Annotated in this window: 15 protein-coding genes; 9 read left to right on the plus strand and 6 right to left on the minus strand. The window is 68.9% G+C overall.

From position 1 onward, the window contains the following. The first annotated feature begins 128 nt into the window (after window positions 1-128). A complete protein-coding gene (locus JQX13_RS16255) occupies window positions 129-953 on the plus strand; it encodes an SDR family NAD(P)-dependent oxidoreductase (protein ID WP_203409921.1) in 825 nt (274 codons plus the stop codon). A gap of 39 nt (window positions 954-992) precedes the next feature. Here the strand turns inward: JQX13_RS16255 and JQX13_RS16260 are convergent, their stop codons facing one another. The 3 genes from JQX13_RS16260 to JQX13_RS16270 all read right to left on the minus strand — a co-directional run bounded on the left by JQX13_RS16260 (window position 993) and on the right by JQX13_RS16270 (window position 2,242). Next, window positions 993-1,472 carry a hypothetical protein gene (locus JQX13_RS16260; protein WP_203409922.1) on the minus strand — a complete coding sequence of 160 codons (480 nt, stop codon included), beginning with the start codon at window positions 1,470-1,472 and terminating at the stop codon, window positions 993-995. Between the two features lie 73 nt (window positions 1,473-1,545). Beyond that, window positions 1,546-1,881 (minus strand): SPW repeat protein, encoded by a 336-nt coding sequence (locus tag JQX13_RS16265; RefSeq protein WP_203409923.1) that lies wholly within the window; start codon window positions 1,879-1,881, stop codon window positions 1,546-1,548. Window positions 1,882-1,930: 49 nt separating this feature from the next. Further along, window positions 1,931-2,242 (minus strand): hypothetical protein, encoded by a 312-nt coding sequence (locus tag JQX13_RS16270; protein WP_203409924.1) that lies wholly within the window; start codon window positions 2,240-2,242, stop codon window positions 1,931-1,933. Between the two features lie 419 nt (window positions 2,243-2,661). On the opposite strand from JQX13_RS16270, the gene JQX13_RS16275 reads away from it, so the two are divergent. The 8 genes from JQX13_RS16275 to JQX13_RS16310 all read left to right on the plus strand — a co-directional run bounded on the left by JQX13_RS16275 (window position 2,662) and on the right by JQX13_RS16310 (window position 12,398). Further along, window positions 2,662-3,063, plus strand: a complete 402-nt coding sequence (locus tag JQX13_RS16275) for a hypothetical protein (RefSeq protein WP_203409925.1) — start codon at window positions 2,662-2,664, stop codon at window positions 3,061-3,063. 131 nt (window positions 3,064-3,194) lie between these two features. Beyond that, window positions 3,195-4,511, plus strand: a complete 1,317-nt coding sequence (locus JQX13_RS16280) for a TolC family protein (protein ID WP_203409926.1) — start codon at window positions 3,195-3,197, stop codon at window positions 4,509-4,511. After that, window positions 4,508-6,325 carry an efflux RND transporter periplasmic adaptor subunit gene (locus JQX13_RS16285; protein WP_203409927.1) on the plus strand — a complete coding sequence of 606 codons (1,818 nt, stop codon included), beginning with the start codon at window positions 4,508-4,510 and terminating at the stop codon, window positions 6,323-6,325. The genes JQX13_RS16280 and JQX13_RS16285 overlap by 4 nt, the downstream gene beginning before the upstream one ends. Then, the gene (locus tag JQX13_RS16290) at window positions 6,312-9,557 is read left to right on the plus strand and encodes an efflux RND transporter permease subunit (protein ID WP_203409928.1); all 3,246 of its coding nucleotides are present in this window, start codon (window positions 6,312-6,314) and stop codon (window positions 9,555-9,557) included. Before JQX13_RS16285 ends, JQX13_RS16290 begins: the two co-directional genes overlap by 14 nt. A gap of 263 nt (window positions 9,558-9,820) precedes the next feature. Beyond that, complete coding sequence (gene gor, locus JQX13_RS16295; RefSeq protein WP_203409929.1) at window positions 9,821-11,227, plus strand: glutathione-disulfide reductase; 1,407 nt, start codon at window positions 9,821-9,823, stop codon at window positions 11,225-11,227. A gap of 140 nt (window positions 11,228-11,367) precedes the next feature. Further along, window positions 11,368-11,565: a hypothetical protein gene (locus JQX13_RS16300; protein ID WP_203409930.1), complete on the plus strand. Its 198-nt coding sequence runs from the start codon at window positions 11,368-11,370 to the stop codon at window positions 11,563-11,565. Window positions 11,566-11,636: 71 nt separating this feature from the next. Then, window positions 11,637-11,948, plus strand: coding sequence for a PadR family transcriptional regulator (locus JQX13_RS16305; RefSeq protein ID WP_203409931.1), 312 nt, complete (start codon window positions 11,637-11,639; stop codon window positions 11,946-11,948). Further along, complete coding sequence (locus JQX13_RS16310) at window positions 11,949-12,398, plus strand: hypothetical protein (RefSeq protein WP_203409932.1); 450 nt, start codon at window positions 11,949-11,951, stop codon at window positions 12,396-12,398. It begins immediately after the preceding gene. Window positions 12,399-12,405: 7 nt separating this feature from the next. On the opposite strand, the gene JQX13_RS16315 is transcribed toward JQX13_RS16310, so the two are convergent. From JQX13_RS16315 to JQX13_RS16325, 3 genes are read right to left on the minus strand one after another with little or no spacing between them, the layout of a single operon-like run. Beyond that, a complete protein-coding gene (locus JQX13_RS16315; protein ID WP_203409933.1) occupies window positions 12,406-13,341 on the minus strand; it encodes a proline dehydrogenase family protein in 936 nt (311 codons plus the stop codon). A gap of 8 nt (window positions 13,342-13,349) precedes the next feature. Next, a complete protein-coding gene (locus JQX13_RS16320) occupies window positions 13,350-14,210 on the minus strand; it encodes an alpha/beta fold hydrolase (protein WP_203409934.1) in 861 nt (286 codons plus the stop codon). Further along, entirely contained in the window at window positions 14,203-14,922 is a 720-nt protein-coding gene (locus JQX13_RS16325; RefSeq protein ID WP_203409935.1) for a lysophospholipid acyltransferase family protein, read from the minus strand. Before JQX13_RS16325 ends, JQX13_RS16320 begins: the two co-directional genes overlap by 8 nt. Window positions 14,923-14,946: the final 24 nt, after the last annotated feature.

A 14,946-nucleotide genomic window follows, 5' to 3' on the forward strand; every position in this document is an offset into this window, starting at 1 on the left:
GGCCACCCGGAGAAGCAGACGGCCGATCGACCCTCTCCGTGTCAGGGGGAGTTCACGGGTTGTCCACCCCTGGCGCTGGCCCAACCTTGAACCCGTTTTCGTGAACCCTTCGACAGGGAGAGACGGACATGATCAAGGCTGACAGACCCAAGCTATCGGATCGCCCCCTCGCGGTCGTGACGGGCGCTTCCAGCGGCATCGGTTACGAGCTCGCCAGGCAGTTCGCGCGCAATGGCTTCGACCTCCTGGTCTGCGCGGAGGACCCCGGCATCGTGGAAGCCGCGCAGACCTTCGAGACCCTGGGTGCCAGGGTGGAGAGCATTCAGGCGGACCTCTCCATCTACGACGGTGTCGAGAAGCTCTACGCGCGGACCCAGGCGCTGGGCCGTCCCGTGGATGCCATCGCCATCAACGCGGGCGTGGGCGTGGGCGGTGACTTCGCCCGGGAGACGTCGCTCGAGGCCGAGCTCAACCTCATCAACCTCAACGTCACGTCCGCCGTGCACCTCTCCAAGCGCGTGCTGAAGGACATGGTCGCGCGCGGGGAGGGACGCATCCTGTTCACCTCGTCCATCGCGGCCGCCATGCCCGGGCCCTTCGAGGCCGTGTATGCCGCCTCCAAGGCCTTCCTGCTCTCGTTCTCCGAGGCCATCCGCAACGAGCTCAAGGACACCGGCATCACGGTCACGGCGCTCCTGCCGGGCCCCACCGAGACGAACTTCTTCCACCGCGCGGGCATGGAGGACACCAAGGCGGGGCAGAAGGACGAGCAGGACAGCGCGGAGCTCGTCGCGCGTCAGGGCTTCGAGGCCTTGATGGCCGGTGAGGACAAGGTCGTCGCCGGTTCGTTCAGGAACAAGGCGATGGCCGCCGCGGCCAAGGTGTTGCCCGACAAGGCCTCGGCCGAGCAGCACCGCAAGCTGTCGGAGCCGGGTTCGGGCCGCCACCACTGAGTCGCGCGCCGGAGCGGATCCACGGGCGAGTGGGTCCGCTCACTGGAACGTGTCGACCACGGTGAACGGGACGCTCCGGGGCAGGGTGATGGAGCCGGGGGTGGTGCCCGCCTCGGCGTAGACGCCTCCCGGGGCCGGGGAGCCGAGCACCAGGCACACGGGCAAGGTCTGCCCATCCGGCGTGCGCGCCTGGGTGTAGTGGGCCTGGACCCTGCCCGTGTCCATCCAGAGCACGCCGTCGACGAGCGTGCCCGCGGGCAGGGTCCCCACGGCCGTCTCCAGGCGGCTCGTCACCTGGCCCTGGCGGTAGACGCCGTAGTCCTGGGGGCCTCCAGGCTGATCGGCTTCGAGGAGCATGGAGCCCTTCTGGCCCGGCTCCACCTCCAGCTTCTTCATGAGCTCGAGGGTCTGGGGCGTGCAGGTCTGGCGGGGCGCGGCGGTCTGCTTCTTGCCGACCAGGGCGCACGCGGTCAGCGCGAGGGCACTCGCGCCAAGGCAGAGCTTCAGATGGATCCTCATGGGGCTGTCTTACTCCCCCGAGGTGCCCGGGTGCCGGTGTCCCGCGTGCGGCCGTCGGGCAACGGACGAAGCGCTACGCGTCGGTGAGCGGCCTTCGATGGGGCGTCCACGTCCGGTGATCCCAGACGAGCGACAGCACGCCGACGAGCACGCCCACGATGATGGCGTTGAGGGTGGGGGTGCGGTAGCCGCCATAACCCAGCGCGAAGGGCGAGAGGATGAGCCACACGGCGAGCAGGGTATTGGCGTAGCGCAACTTGGGGATGGCGATGGCCGCGAGGGCCATCAGGATGACGCCCAGACCCACGCACAGGTCATTGAGCTGCGCTACCCGGAGACGGTAGTCGAGCACGAAAGGAGCCGACACCAACCAGAAGCCCAGGATGACGTTCAACCAGCGAGCCCACATGCGCCGCTCCTCCGGACACTTGCACCGGTGATGGTTTCAGTTGATGGATTCAAATTGGGGAGGCCGGTCTGCCCCTGCCAACCCGGAGCGGGTGAGCCGAGCCAGGGCTGTCCGCCTGCCCTCGGGAGAGCACGGCCTCGGTGAAGAACCCGAAGACGAGCGTCTGGAGCACGAGCAGCCGGCGCTCGGTGGGAGACCAGGTGCGAGGTGGGCGCGTGACACGGAGGACGGGAAAGGTGAGCCGCTCGAGGAGCCACACCGCACCTCCCAGCGAGAGCCCGCGAAGCCGGACGGTGGACGGAAGCGCGGGCCGGAGCCACGCATAGAGCGCGCCGAGTGTGGGCCCGTAGACCCAGCGCATGAGGAGTCCCCAACGAAAGGCCTCACGAGCACCGAGCCGTACGCCGAGCCACCGTCTGGCCCCTCGCCTGGCGATATCCCTGACGGAGTAGGGAGGCAGATGACCGCTCCAGCGATCGCGGAAGGGCTCCCACCCGGTGAGTGCGAGTGTGCCGAGTACCCCCGCGCCCAGCCCATGCAGAAGACGCCTGCCTGGCCCGGTTCCCATGCGCACCTCCCGAAGTGCTTCCTTCGCACTCCGAGGAAGGTAGGGGTGCCCCGGGGAGGCAGAGCGAGCCCGCCTCCTCTCCCCGTGGGGTGGGGGGGGAGCCCTCGAGCGGACAGATAGCTCTTGCGCATGCGAAGCCCGAGACACACGGGCACAAGGCAATTGCGTCCGCTATTCCTTTGCGGCCTACTAGGCCGTAACGAAGGATGGCAATGGGACTGCGCGTACTGGCATTGGTGGCATTCCTCGGGCTGCACTCAGGCATGGGTGCGCTGACGGGATTGCTGCACCTGTGCCGGGACGAGGTGCGGCTGCGGGCCACGTGCTGCTGTGGCCACGGCAAGAAGGCCGGACAGCCCGCGCCCCAGGAGCTGGGACAGGCGGCGGAGCTGCGCTGCTGCGACGCGCCCGTGGTCCGGCCCGAGCAGTCCACGGCGCTCGCGATGTTCGAGAGCCGCTGGGAGCTGCCCGCGAAGGCCCTGCTTCCGGTTCGGCCCGTGCTGCCGCCGCCGCCCGAGCCGGAGTCGCTGCCCGAGGCGTGGGTTCGCACCCAGAGCCACCATCGTTCCACGGCGCCGCCGATCTACATCCAGCACTGCACGTACCTGATTTGAGCCGGGAGCCCGAGCGCTGAAGCGCGGAGGGACGGGTGCACGTGTGCCCGCCGTCCGTCTTTCGCCCGAGGCCCCGGTGTGCGTTCGCGCTCCGGGAGCGGGCCCTCGTCTCACTTTTGGAGTCCGAGCAGATGTTCCACGACATGAAGAACCGGTGGCCCCGCGTGGGCGCCACCGCGGTGACGCTTGGCGCGCTGTGGCTCGCCGGTGTCGCCCGGGCCCAGGCTTCCGACGAGCCCTTCACGGGCGCGCGGGTGCTGGAGCGGGCGGAGCTCGTGCGGCAGGTGCTGGAGCGCAACCCGGGATTGGAGGCGGCGCGAGCGGCGTGGCGGGCGGCGCAGGCGCGGCCCGAGCTGAGCACGGCGCTGGAGGATCCGATGCTGCGCTACGAGATGGCGCCGCTGTCGCTCTTCTCGCGCGAGACGAGCTTCGGCCAGTCCATCGAGCTGAGTCAGCGGTTGCCCTTTCCGGGCAAGCGGGCGCTGGCGGGCGAGGTGGCCAGGGCCGAGGCGGAGGCGATGCGCGGGGACTTCGAGGCGGCGCGGCTGCGGCTCGCGCTGATGGCCTCGATGCTCTACGACGACCTGTACGTGGTGCACCGCGGGCTGGTGGTGAACGCGCACCATGAAGAGGTGCTGCGCGAGATGCGGCGCGCTGCCGAGGCGCAATATGTCGCGGGCCGGGCGTCGCAGCAGGATCCCCTGCAGGCGGAGGTGGAGCTGGGGATGCTGGAGCGCGAGCGGCTGATGCTCGAGTCCCAGCGCGAGGTCCTCCAGGCCCAGCTCAACGGGCTGCTGCACCGGGCGCCACACCTGCCCCTGCCGCCACCGCCCGAGACGCTCGCGGTGTCCACGGAGTCACCGCCGCCGGTCGAGTCCCTCGCGGAAGAGGCGCTGAAGCAGCGTCCGGAGCTGGCGAGCCAGCGCGCGCGGGTGGGCGGCGGCGACGCGTCGGTGAAGCTGGCGCGGCGCGAGTCCTTCCCGGACGTGATGGTGATGGGCTCGTACAGCACGATGTGGATGGAGACGCCGCACCGGTTCATGGCGGGCGTCGCGCTGGAGCTGCCCCTCTTCCAGGGGAAGCGGCGGGCGATGGTGGACGAGGCGCGGGGGATGCTCCAGCGGATGAAGAGCGAGGAGGAGCAGCTCGCGGACGACATCCGGGTGGAGGTGGCGCAGGCGAGGGCGCGGCTGGTGGAGGCGCGCAAGGCGGTGGCGCTGTACCGGGACCGGGTGGTGCCGGCGGCGAACGACCAGGTGGCGGCGGCGCGAGCGGGCTTCGAGTCCGGGCGCAACGGCTTCCAGGTGTTGCTGGACGCGGAGAAGAACCAGCGCGGCGTGGAGCTGCGCTTCGAGGAGGCCCTGGCGGACGTGCAGCGTCGTCAGGCCGAGCTGCAACGCGCGCTCGGGCGGGTGCCCGGGTTGCCCGAGGAGGGGAGTGTTCCATGAGCACGCAAACGTCGTCGTATCGCCGCTGGCTGGGGCCCCTGCTCTGGAGCGTGGGGCTCGTGGTGTTGGGGCTCGTCTTCCGGGGGCCGCTGGTGGACTGGTTCACCGGGGCGCGGGTGAAGGACGCTCCGGCGAAGGCGGCTCCGGCGGCCACCGCGCACGAGGCGCACGGACACGAGCAGGCCCAGGGGCCCACGGGACCGGCACTGCCCTCGGGGCCGCTGCCGGGCGTGTCCGTCGAGTACGCGCGAGCGGCCTTCGAGGCCACGGAGCGGATGCGCCTGCTGCTGGCGAACGACTCGCTGGAGGGGCTCGACACGCGAGCGCGCGAGGTGGTCGCGGCGCTGCGGGCCCTGGCCGGGGAGCTGAAGGGCGCGGAGGGGACGAAGGGCGTGGAGTCGGGCGCGGAGGCGGCCGAGCGGCTCGCGGAGACGAAGGGCCTGGACGAGGCGCGGGCGCGGTTCGGCGAGGTGACCCGGGTGCTGGTGGGCCTGGCGGAGGCGGACTCGCGGCTGCGCGAGGGCTGGCACGTCTTCCAGTGCCCGATGGAGAAGGGCTTCAACAAGTGGGTGCAGCGCAACCAGGCGATGGAGAACCCGTACATGGGCCGGCGGATGCTGGCGTGCGGCGTGGAGTCCGAGTGGAAGGTGGGCTCGAAGCCGAAGGCACCCGCGCCGGCCCCGGGGGAGATCGCCCACTACACGTGTCCGATGCACCCCTCGGTGAAGCAGGCGGGACCGGGGCAGTGCCCGAGCTGCGGCATGGACCTGACGCCGGTGACGCGCGAGGAGCTGGAGAGCGGGACGGTGCTGATCGACTCCATCCGCCGGCAGCGGATTGGCGTGAAGACGGCGCCGGTGAAGGTGGGGCCGATGGACCTGTCGGTGACGGCGCTGGGGCGGGTGACGTACGACGAGACGGCGCTGGTGGACGTGACGCTGAAGCTGGACGGCTACATCCACGAGCTGCACGTGGACGCGACGGGGCAGCCGGTGAAGAAGGGCCAGGCGCTGTTCACGCTCTACAGCCCGGAGCTGTACGCGGCGCAGCAGGAGTACCTGCTGGCGTTGAAGAGCCAGGCGGCGGCGAAGGACTCAGGGGCACCGGAGCGGATGGACTCGCTGGTGCATGCGTCGCGCAAGCGATTGGAGCTGTGGGGCCTGACGAGGGCGCAGCTCGACGCCATCGCGAAGAAGGGCGCGCCCATCGAGAACCTGCCCTTCCTGGCTCCGGCGAGTGGCTACGTGCTGGAGAAGAGCGTGGTGGCGGGCGCGGCGGTGCGAGCGGGAGACCGGCTGTATCGGATCGCCCCGTTGGACAAGGTGTGGGTGGAGGCGGACGTCTACGAGACGGATCTGCCGAGAGTGAAGGTGGGGCAGGAGGTGGTGGTGACGCTGCCGTACCTGCCGGGACGCACGTTCAAGGGACGGGTCGGGTACATCTATCCGGCGCTCCAGGCGAGCACGCGCACGGGCCGCATCCGGGTGGAGCTGAAGAACCCGGAGCTGGAGCTGAAACCGGACATGTACGCGGAGGTGCAGCTGAAGCAGGAGGGAGGAGCGCGGTTGCAGGTGCCGGAGTCAGCGGTGCTGTACACGGGGCCGAGACGCCTGGTGTTCGTGGACCTGGGGGAAGGGCGACTGGCGCCGCGCGAGGTGAAGCTGGGCGTTCACGCGGGAGAGTCGTACGAGGTGTTGGAGGGATTGAAGGAGGGGGAGGTGGTGGTGACGAGTGGGAACTTCCTGGTGGCGGCGGAGAGCCGGATCCGTTCGGCGGCGGACCACTGGGGAGGAGGCGAACATGAGTCCCACTGAGGACAAAACCCCTCTCCCTCCGGGAGAGGGACGGGGTGAGGGTATCGAGAACCCCGGGTTGCTCCAGAAGCTCATCGCGGGGAGCGCGAAGAATCCATTCTTCACGCTGCTGTTGGTCGGAGGACTCGCGCTCTGGTCCGTGCTCGCGATGCGAGACACGAGGCTCGACGCGATTCCAGACCTGTCGGACGTGCAGGTCATCGTCTTCACGGAGTGGGAGGGGCGGAGCCCGGACCTGATGGAGGACCAGGTGACGTATCCCATCTCCTCGGCGCTGCTGGCGGCGCCGAAGGTGCGCTACGTCCGAGGGCAGTCGATGTTCGGGATGTCGTTCGTGTACGTCATCTTCGAGGACGGCACGGACATGTACTGGGCGCGGAGCCGGGTGCTGGAGTACCTCGACACGGCGAAGTCGAAGCTGCCGGAGGGGGTGATGCCCTCGCTGGGGCCGGACGCGACGGGAGTGGGCTGGGTCTTCCAGTACGCGCTGGTGGACGAGACGGGGAAGACGGACCTGCAGGAACTGCGGAGCATCCAGGACTGGAACATCCGCTACGCGCTGGAGAGCGTGCCCGGGGTGGCGGAGGTGGCGAGCCTGGGGGGCTACGTCAAACAGTACCAGGTGGACGTGGACCCGAACCGGCTGCGGGCCTACGGGGTGACGCTGGGCGAGGTGGCGCAGGCCATCCGCGAGTCGAACGAGGACGTGGGCGGACGGGTGCTGGAGATAGCGGGCCACGAGCACATGATCCGCGGGCGCGGCTACATCCAGAGCACGAAGGACATCGAGAGCATTCCGCTGAAGGTCGAGTCCAACGGCACACCGGTGCGGGTGAAGGACGTGGCGCAGGTGTCGCTGGGCCCGGAGCCGAGGCGGGGGCTGGCGGAGCTGGACGGCAAGGGCGAGACGGTGGGCGGCATCGTGGTGATGCGCTACGGGCAGAACGCGCTGGACGTCATCGACGCGGTGAAGGCGCGGCTGGCGGAGGTGCAGCGCAGCCTGCCGGAGGGGGTGGAGGTGGTGGTGACGTATGACCGCTCGGGGCTCATCCGGGACGCGATCGCCACGCTGACGGACACGCTGGTGGAGGAGATGGTGGTGGTGAGCCTCATCATCTTCCTCTTCCTGCTGCACGCGAGGAGCGCGCTGGTGCCCATCATCACCCTGCCGGTGGCGGTGGTGCTGTCGTTCCTGCCGATGCTCTGGCAGGGGCTGACGGCGAACATCATGTCGCTGGGCGGAATCGCGGTGGCGATTGGCGAGCTGGCGGACGCCTCCATCATCCTGGTGGAGAACGTGCACAAGAAGCTGGAGGAGTGGGAGGACGCGGGGAAGCCGGGGACGCGGCTGAACGTCATCATCCACGCGATGCAGGAGGTGGGGCCGAGCGTCTTCTTCTCGCTGCTGGTGATGACGGTGGGGTTCATCCCGGTCTTCACGCTGGAGGCGACGGAGGGCCGGATGTTCAAGCCGCTGGCGTTCACGAAGACGTACAGCATGGCGTTCGCGTCGGTGCTGGCGGTGACGTTGACGCCGGCGCTGGCGGCGCTGTTCATCCGGGGGAAGGTGATTCGGGAGGAGTCGAACCCGGTGAACCGCTGGCTGGTGCAGGGGTACGCGCCGGTGGTGCGCTGGGTGGTGAGGCACCGCAAGGCGGTGGTGCTGGGCTCGGTGGTGGTGATGGCCTTCACGGTGCCGGCGTTCCTGCGGCTGGGGAACGAGTTCATGCCCCCGCTGAACGAGGGCGCCATCCTCTACATGCCGAGCGCGCCGCCGGGCATGTCGGTGACGGAGGCGGCGAAGGTGCTCCAGTCGATGGACGCGGAGCTGAAGAAGATACCGGAGGTGGAGCGCGTCTTCGGGAAGATGGGGAGGGCGGAGACTCCAACGGACCCGGCGCCGATTGGAATGGCGGAGACGGTGGTGACGCTCAAGCCGAAGGACCAGTGGCGTCCGGGGATGACGTGGGAGGGCCTGCTGCGGGAGATGGACGAGAAGGTCCAGTACCCGGGCATGCCGAACATCTGGTGGATGCCCATCCAGACGCGCACGGAGATGTTGGCCACGGGCATCCGCAGTCCGCTGGGCATCCAGGTATTCGGAGACGACCTGGAGACCATCGAGAAGGCGGCGGTGGATATCGAGAAGGTGATGGCGGGCGTGCCGGGGACTCGGAGCGCGTTCGCGGACCGCTCGACGGGTGGCTTCTACGTGGACGTGAAGGTGAAGCGCGAGGAGGCGGCCCGGCTGGGCCTGAGGGTGCGGGACGTGAACGAGGTGGTGATGGGGGCGATTGGCGGCGAGGAGGTGACGCAGACGGTGGAGGGTCGCGAGCGCTACCCGGTGAGCGTGCGGTACGCGCGCGAGCTGCGTGACACGCCGGAGCTGCTGCGCGAGGTGTTGGTGCCCACGCCGGGAGGCGCGCAGGTGCCGCTGGGGCAGGTGGCGGACATCCGCTTCGTGAATGGCCCGCCAATGATTCGCAGCGAGGATGGCAAGCTGGTGGGCTACGTCTTCGTGGACCCGGGAGACGTGCCCATCGCCGACTACGTCCAGACGGCGAGGGCGGTGGTGGAGAAGGAGGTGAAGCTGCCGGACGGCGTGCGCATCGAGTGGAGCGGGCAGTTCCAGTACTTCGAGCGGGCGAAGGAGAAGCTGAAGGTGGTGGTGCCGCTGACGCTGCTGGTGGTGCTGGTGCTGCTGTACCTGAACACGAAGTCCTGGACGGAGACGGGGATTGTCTTGCTGGCGGTGCCCTTCAGCCTGATTGGGGCCATCTGGCTTCTGTACCTGCTCGACTACAACCTGAGCGTGGCGGTGTGGGTGGGGTTGATAGCGCTGGCGGGACTGGACGCGGAGACAGGGGTGGTGATGCTGCTGTACCTGACGCTGGCGCACCAGAAGGCGCAGCAGGAGGGCCGGCTGAGAAGCTTCGCGGACCTGCGGGAGGCCATCGTCGAGGGAGCGGCGCGGCGGATCCGCCCGAAGCTGATGACGGTGCTGACGACGCTGTTGGGGCTGGCGCCGGTGATGTGGAGCACGGGGACGGGGGCGGACGTGATGAAGAGAATCACGGCGCCGATGGTGGGAGGCGTGCTGACGTCCTTCCTGTTGGAGCTGACGGTGTACCCGGCCCTGTTCGCGCTGTGGAAGGCGAGGAAGCTGCCACCGGAAGAACCCGGAGAGGACGTGCGGATACCACCGGAGTCCCCGAAGGCCCTGTCCGCGTGACCCTCCCTCCATCCATCCCTCCCTCTCCCTCCGGGAGAGGGTCGGGGTGAGGGTATTGCCCAGGGCTGTTCTCGTTGCCCGGTGTTCCTGGTGGCCAGACGGAACGTTGGCTTCTCGCCAGAGGCTCGGGGCGCACCGTGTCAACCCATTCACGTGGGGCGCATATCGGGACCACCCTGACCATGTTCACGGTCTGGAAGACGGTGACGGATACCCTCACCCCGTCCCTCTCCCGGAGGGAGAGGGGATATATAGGAGACACGATGCCCCAGTACGACTTCGACTTGTTCACCATTGGCGCGGGCTCGGGCGGTGTGGCGGCCAGTCGCCGGGCGGGCTCCTATGGTGCTCGGGTCGCCATCTGTGAGGACAGTCGCATCGGCGGCACCTGTGTGCACCGCGGTTGCGTGCCCAAGAAGCTGCTCGTCTACGGCGCGCACTTCCGCCATGACTTCGAGGACGCCGCCGGTTATGGCTGGGAGCTCTCCGAGCCCGGCTTCGACTGGAAGAAGCTCCAGGCGGCGAAGGACAAGGAGTTGGAGCGGCTCGACGGCGTGTACCGGCGCTTGCTCCGGGACTCGGGAGTCCAGCTCATCGAGGGCCGGGGCCGCGTCGTCGACGCGCACACGGTGGAGGTCAACGGCCAGCGCTACTCGGCCGAGCGCATCCTGGTGGCCACGGGCTCGCGTCCCTTCCTCCCCGAGGTGCCGGGCATCGAGCACGCCATCTCCTCGGACGGCGCACTCTCCCTGCCGGAGCTGCCGCGCCGGCTCGCCATCGTGGGAGGGGGCTATATCGGGGTGGAGTTCGCGGGCATCTTCAACGCGCTGGGCGCGAAGGTGATGATGATCATCCGCGGCGACACGCTGCTGCGTGGCTTCGATGACGACATCCGCTCGTTCCTCACGCAGGAGCTGCGCAAGAAGGGCATCGAGCTGCGACCGGAGACCTTCATCCGCGACATCGAGAAGCGTCCGGACGGCACGCTGAGCCTGCTCACCCGCATGGGGGACACGCTCGAGGTGGACGCGGTGCTGTACGCGACGGGACGGGTGCCCAACACGAAGGGGCTCGGACTGGAGGATGTGGGCGTGCGCCTGGATGAGCACGGAGCCATTCAGGTGGACGAGTGGTCGCGCACCAGCGTGGAGAGCATCTTCGCGGTGGGGGACGTGACGGACCGCATCAACCTCACGCCGGTGGCGATCGCCGAGGGTCGAGCCCTCGCGGAGACGCTCTTCCACGACAACCCCACGAAGATGGACCACACGGGGGTGGCCTCTGCGGTGTTCAGCCAGCCGCCGGTGGGGACGGTGGGGTGCTCCGAGCGCGAGGCGCGCGAGCGTCACGGCAAGGTGGACGTCTACGTCTCCAACTTCCGGCCCATGAAGCACACCCTGAGCGGGCGGGACGAGCGCACGATGATGAAGGTCATCGTCGAGCGCGACACCGACCGGGTGCTGGGCTTCCACATGGTGGGCGCGGACGCTCCGGAAATCATCCAGGGCCTGTCGGTGGCGCTGAAGTGTGGCGTCACGAAGAAGCTGCTCGATGCGACGGTGGGCATCCACCCCACGGCGGCCGAGGAGTTCGTGACGATGCGCGACAAGCGCCCGGATCCGGTGGAGGACGCGGCCCGGGAGCTCGGCCACGACGCCCTCCAGCGCTGAGCCTCAGGTCCTCGCCCTCGTGAGCGAGCTTCACCAGGTCCGCACCCGTCCTTCAGCACAGCCGGAGCGGAGTCTTGCAATCCTCATGAATTGAGGATAATCTGTCGAACACTGATTCCTCGTTCCAGGAAGGGGGGGACATGATCGAGCTCACGTCGACGTACCTCCTGGTGGAGGTGCCCCGGCTGGATGACGGCTGCGAGGATGGACTCTCGCTGTCCCGTCGCTCCGTACTCACCGAGAAGCTCCTGCCCGCGACCCGGACGCCCGTGCCGCGCAATCGGGTCTGGCGTGCCGTGCCGAGGGAGCCCGAGCCCCTCGAATCACTGCCCGTCTGAATCTTTTGCGTCTCCCTGCAACCTCAAGGTTCTAGGTTGATCTCCCCGGATTTCAGGATAGCCTGAGGTTCATGGACACTCCGATATCCGCGCGGACCGCCATCTTGATGTCGCTGATGGGCGGCAGGGGATTCGGTCTGGAAATCATCGAGCGGGTGAGGGAGAGGACGCACGGGAAGATCAGCCTGAACGAGGGCTCCGTGTATCCGGCGCTCAAGGCGCTCGAGCGGGAGGGCTTGCTGCGCAGCTTCGATGGAGAGCCCATGCCCGAGCGGGGCGGACGGCCACGGCGTTATTACGAGTTGACGGGGGAAGGGCGCAGGGTGGCGAGGGAACAGCGCACGGCATTGCTCAATCTGCTGCAGCCCGCGGAGGCAGTCTGAATGGAAGTCCACTACCCGCCCGAGCCCGGTTCCCGGTTCCCGCTGTTGAGCGCGTTCGGGATGGAGGGAGACGTCGAGGACGGGCTCACGGACTCGCGCCGCCAGGTGCTCGCCGCGGACCTCCGCGGTGGCCGTGGGACGCTGGGGGTTCACGCGCCGCGGCCGCACACGCCCCTTCCGGAGCCGGAGGGGGAGACCTCCCGGACGTGGCTTTCCCCCGTGGCGCCGGAGTACCGGGTGGTGCGGCGCGTGGCGTGGTTCCTGGATGGGGTGGGCCGGTGGGTCGATCCGCGCATCGCCAACGAGGAGGTGGGGGACGCGCTGGAGCGCATCCATCAGGTGGCGGGGGCTCGGGCGCCCGCCTGGGTGCTCTATGCCATGGCGGGCGTGTCCGCCTTCCGGGTCCTCACCCACGCGGTGCAGGAGGCCCTGCGCCGGATGCTGCGGTAGGGCCGGGCTATCCCTTCACCAGGTTCTTCATCACGAACCAGACGTTCGCGGGACGCTCGGCGAGCCGGCGCATGAAGTACGGGTACCAGTGCCTGCCGTACGGCACGTAGACGCGTACCGGGTGGCCCTCGGCCGCCAGTCGCTCCTGCAGGTCGCGGCGGATGCCATAGAGCATCTGGAACTCGAACGCGCCGCGCGGCAGCCCCTTCTTCCGGGCATACGCCAGCGTTTCGTGAATCATCCGCTCATCGTGCGTGGCGATGCCGTGGTACACCCCGCTGTCGAGCAGGATGCGCATGACGCGCAGGAAGTTCTCGTCCACGTCGCGCTTGTCCTGGTACGCCACGTCGGGCCCTTCCAGGTAGGCGCCCTTGCACAGACGGATGCGGATGCGCTCGGCGCACAGGGCGCGCGCATCGGCCTCGGTGCGGTAGAGGTAGCTCTGGAGCACCGCGCCCACGTGCGGCTCGCCGAACTCCCGGTGCAGCGCGCGCACCACGTCCAGCGTCGTCTGGGTCACCGCGCCGTGCTCCATGTCCACGCGCACGAACGAGCCGCGCCGCTTCGCGTCGGCCACCACCTCGCGCGCGTTGGCCAGGGCGAGCTCCCGGTCGAAGAGCAGTCCGCACTGCGTGAGCTTCAGGGACACGTTGCCGCGCACGCCCACCTGGTCGATGCGCGCCAGCAAGCGCTGGTACTCGCGCACCTCGTCGCGTGTCTCGGCCTCGTTGCGCACCGCCTCGTTGAGGTGGTCGAAGGAGACCGACAGCCCACGCGCGTTCAACTCCTTCACCGCGGGCACGGCTTCCTCCAACGTCTCACCGGCGATGAAGCGCCGGGAGATGCGCCGCAGGGCCGGCACGCCGGTGGCGACATCCTTCAAGCCCTCCTGGCGCGAGAGGAACAGCAGGGCGGAGCGGGACAGTTGGGTGGCCTGGTCCATGGTGTTTTCTACGAGCCGTGTCGGGCGAGGAAGTCGCCGACGAAGGCATTGAAGGAGTCGGTGTGGCTCATGTAGGGCAGGTGGCTGGCCTCGCGGATGACCTCCAGGCGCGAGCCGGGGATGCGCGCGGCCACGTCCCGCGCATACGAGAGGGGCACCAGCATATCCCTGGCGCCGTGGATGATGAGGGTGGGCACGCGCAGGCGCTCGAGGTCATCCAGGTAGTCCACGGCCAGGATGTCCTGCAGCCGCCGCAGCAATTCCAGCGGTGAGAGCCGGCGCGCCTCGCGCACGATTTCGGCCCGGCCCTCGGGAGGCAGGTGGCGTCCACCCAGCACCCTCGCCACGGTGGGGGCGAAGATGTATGCGAAGGGTTTGGGTATGCGCACCAGCGTGGACAGGGCGAGGGCCCAGCGCCGGACCCGTTGCACGCTGGCCACCGGCGAGACGAGCACCAGGGCCTTCACCCGCTCGGGGTGCGTGAGCACGAAGAGGATGGAGAGGAGGCTGCCGAAGGACGAGCCCACCAGGGCGAAACGCTCGGGGAGCCGCGCGTCCGGGTGCTCCAGCGACGCCATGTTCCACTGCAACGGCGTATGCGTCAGGGGCGTATGCAGCGTCGGGGTCCATAGAAGGAACCGGTGCTGGTCCGCCAGGGGGCGCATGGGCGCGAACGAGCGGCCGGAGGCTCCCAGCCCAGGCAGACACAGCACGGTGCGCGACTCGTCCCGGGCGCCCCCCGGGAAGGTGAAGAGTCGCACCGGGGCGCCGCGCACCATCCGCTGCTCACACGACAGCTCATACCCTGGTTGGATTTCCTCCGGCTCGGGGACGAGCCGCGGCGCGGCGGGAAGGATGGCTTCACGCATGACAGGCTCGGACGAGAAGGTGGCTCACGGTGGTGGCGATGCGGTCTCGGAAGTGTTTCAGCCGGGACTCGGGTGCATCCGAGGGCGGCGGGGTGAGCGCCGGTCCGATGACGAACGTCATCTTCACGGGCAGGGGCAGCGGGCCCAGGCCAATGCCCAGCGGCACCCGGTATTTCTCTCCGGGTGCGAGTGGCACACACCACCGTTCGTCATTCGGACAGAGGAAGGTGTCATCCACGCCAAAGCCAGCGAAGGGCACGATGGGCACCCGCGCCTGGGCGGCGAGCCGCGCGAAACCAAGCGTCCCCTCCCACCGCAGCGTGTAGTGGTGCCGGGGCTTCTTGAATGTCTCCCAGGCCCCGCCCGGGTAGCAGACGACGAGGTGTCCTTCCCTCAGTGAGGCCAACGCCTTCTCCCGGGTGCCCTCGACACCTCCCAACCAGGGCAAAACGGTTCTCACCAGGGGGATTCTGAAGAACCCCCGCTCGGCCAGTCCCAACGGGTAGCGGCCTGTAGCTTGATGTATCAAATGAAAGAAGGCGGGTGTTTCATAGCCCCAGAGGCCATGGTTGCCCACGAGCAGCACCGGGCCCCGGGCAGGCAGGTGCTCGGCTCCGAGCAGGCGGGCCCGGTGGTAGAGCGCGGAGAGGGCCGCGCCCGTCTCGGCGAACCGGAAGACCGCGCGGCGTAAGGGGTTCTGGGTCGCGTCCACGCGGTCTGAAGATGGAGACGCCCG

It is taken from the genome of Archangium violaceum, assembly GCF_016859125.1.
In the GTDB taxonomy this organism is placed as follows: domain Bacteria; phylum Myxococcota; class Myxococcia; order Myxococcales; family Myxococcaceae; genus Archangium; species Archangium violaceum_A.

Bases quoted from the DNA above. Each gene is read 5' to 3' on its own strand.
- JQX13_RS16255 (WP_203409921.1), top strand. From the start codon at position 129: ATGATCAAGGCTGACAGACCCAAGCTATCGGATCGCCCCCTCGCGGTC.
- JQX13_RS16260 (WP_203409922.1), bottom strand. From the start codon at position 1,472: ATGAGGATCCATCTGAAGCTCTGCCTTGGCGCGAGTGCCCTCGCGCTG.
- JQX13_RS16265 (WP_203409923.1), bottom strand. From the start codon at position 1,881: ATGTGGGCTCGCTGGTTGAACGTCATCCTGGGCTTCTGGTTGGTGTCG.
- JQX13_RS16270 (WP_203409924.1), bottom strand. From the start codon at position 2,242: ATGCGCTGGGTCTACGGGCCCACACTCGGCGCGCTCTATGCGTGGCTC.
- JQX13_RS16275 (WP_203409925.1), top strand. From the start codon at position 2,662: ATGGGACTGCGCGTACTGGCATTGGTGGCATTCCTCGGGCTGCACTCA.
- JQX13_RS16280 (WP_203409926.1), top strand. From the start codon at position 3,195: ATGTTCCACGACATGAAGAACCGGTGGCCCCGCGTGGGCGCCACCGCG.
- JQX13_RS16285 (WP_203409927.1), top strand. From the start codon at position 4,508: ATGAGCACGCAAACGTCGTCGTATCGCCGCTGGCTGGGGCCCCTGCTC.
- JQX13_RS16290 (WP_203409928.1), top strand. From the start codon at position 6,312: ATGAGTCCCACTGAGGACAAAACCCCTCTCCCTCCGGGAGAGGGACGG.
- gor (WP_203409929.1), top strand. From the start codon at position 9,821: ATGCCCCAGTACGACTTCGACTTGTTCACCATTGGCGCGGGCTCGGGC.
- JQX13_RS16300 (WP_203409930.1), top strand. From the start codon at position 11,368: ATGATCGAGCTCACGTCGACGTACCTCCTGGTGGAGGTGCCCCGGCTG.
- JQX13_RS16305 (WP_203409931.1), top strand. From the start codon at position 11,637: ATGGACACTCCGATATCCGCGCGGACCGCCATCTTGATGTCGCTGATG.
- JQX13_RS16310 (WP_203409932.1), top strand. From the start codon at position 11,949: ATGGAAGTCCACTACCCGCCCGAGCCCGGTTCCCGGTTCCCGCTGTTG.
- JQX13_RS16315 (WP_203409933.1), bottom strand. From the start codon at position 13,341: ATGGACCAGGCCACCCAACTGTCCCGCTCCGCCCTGCTGTTCCTCTCG.
- JQX13_RS16320 (WP_203409934.1), bottom strand. From the start codon at position 14,210: ATGCGTGAAGCCATCCTTCCCGCCGCGCCGCGGCTCGTCCCCGAGCCG.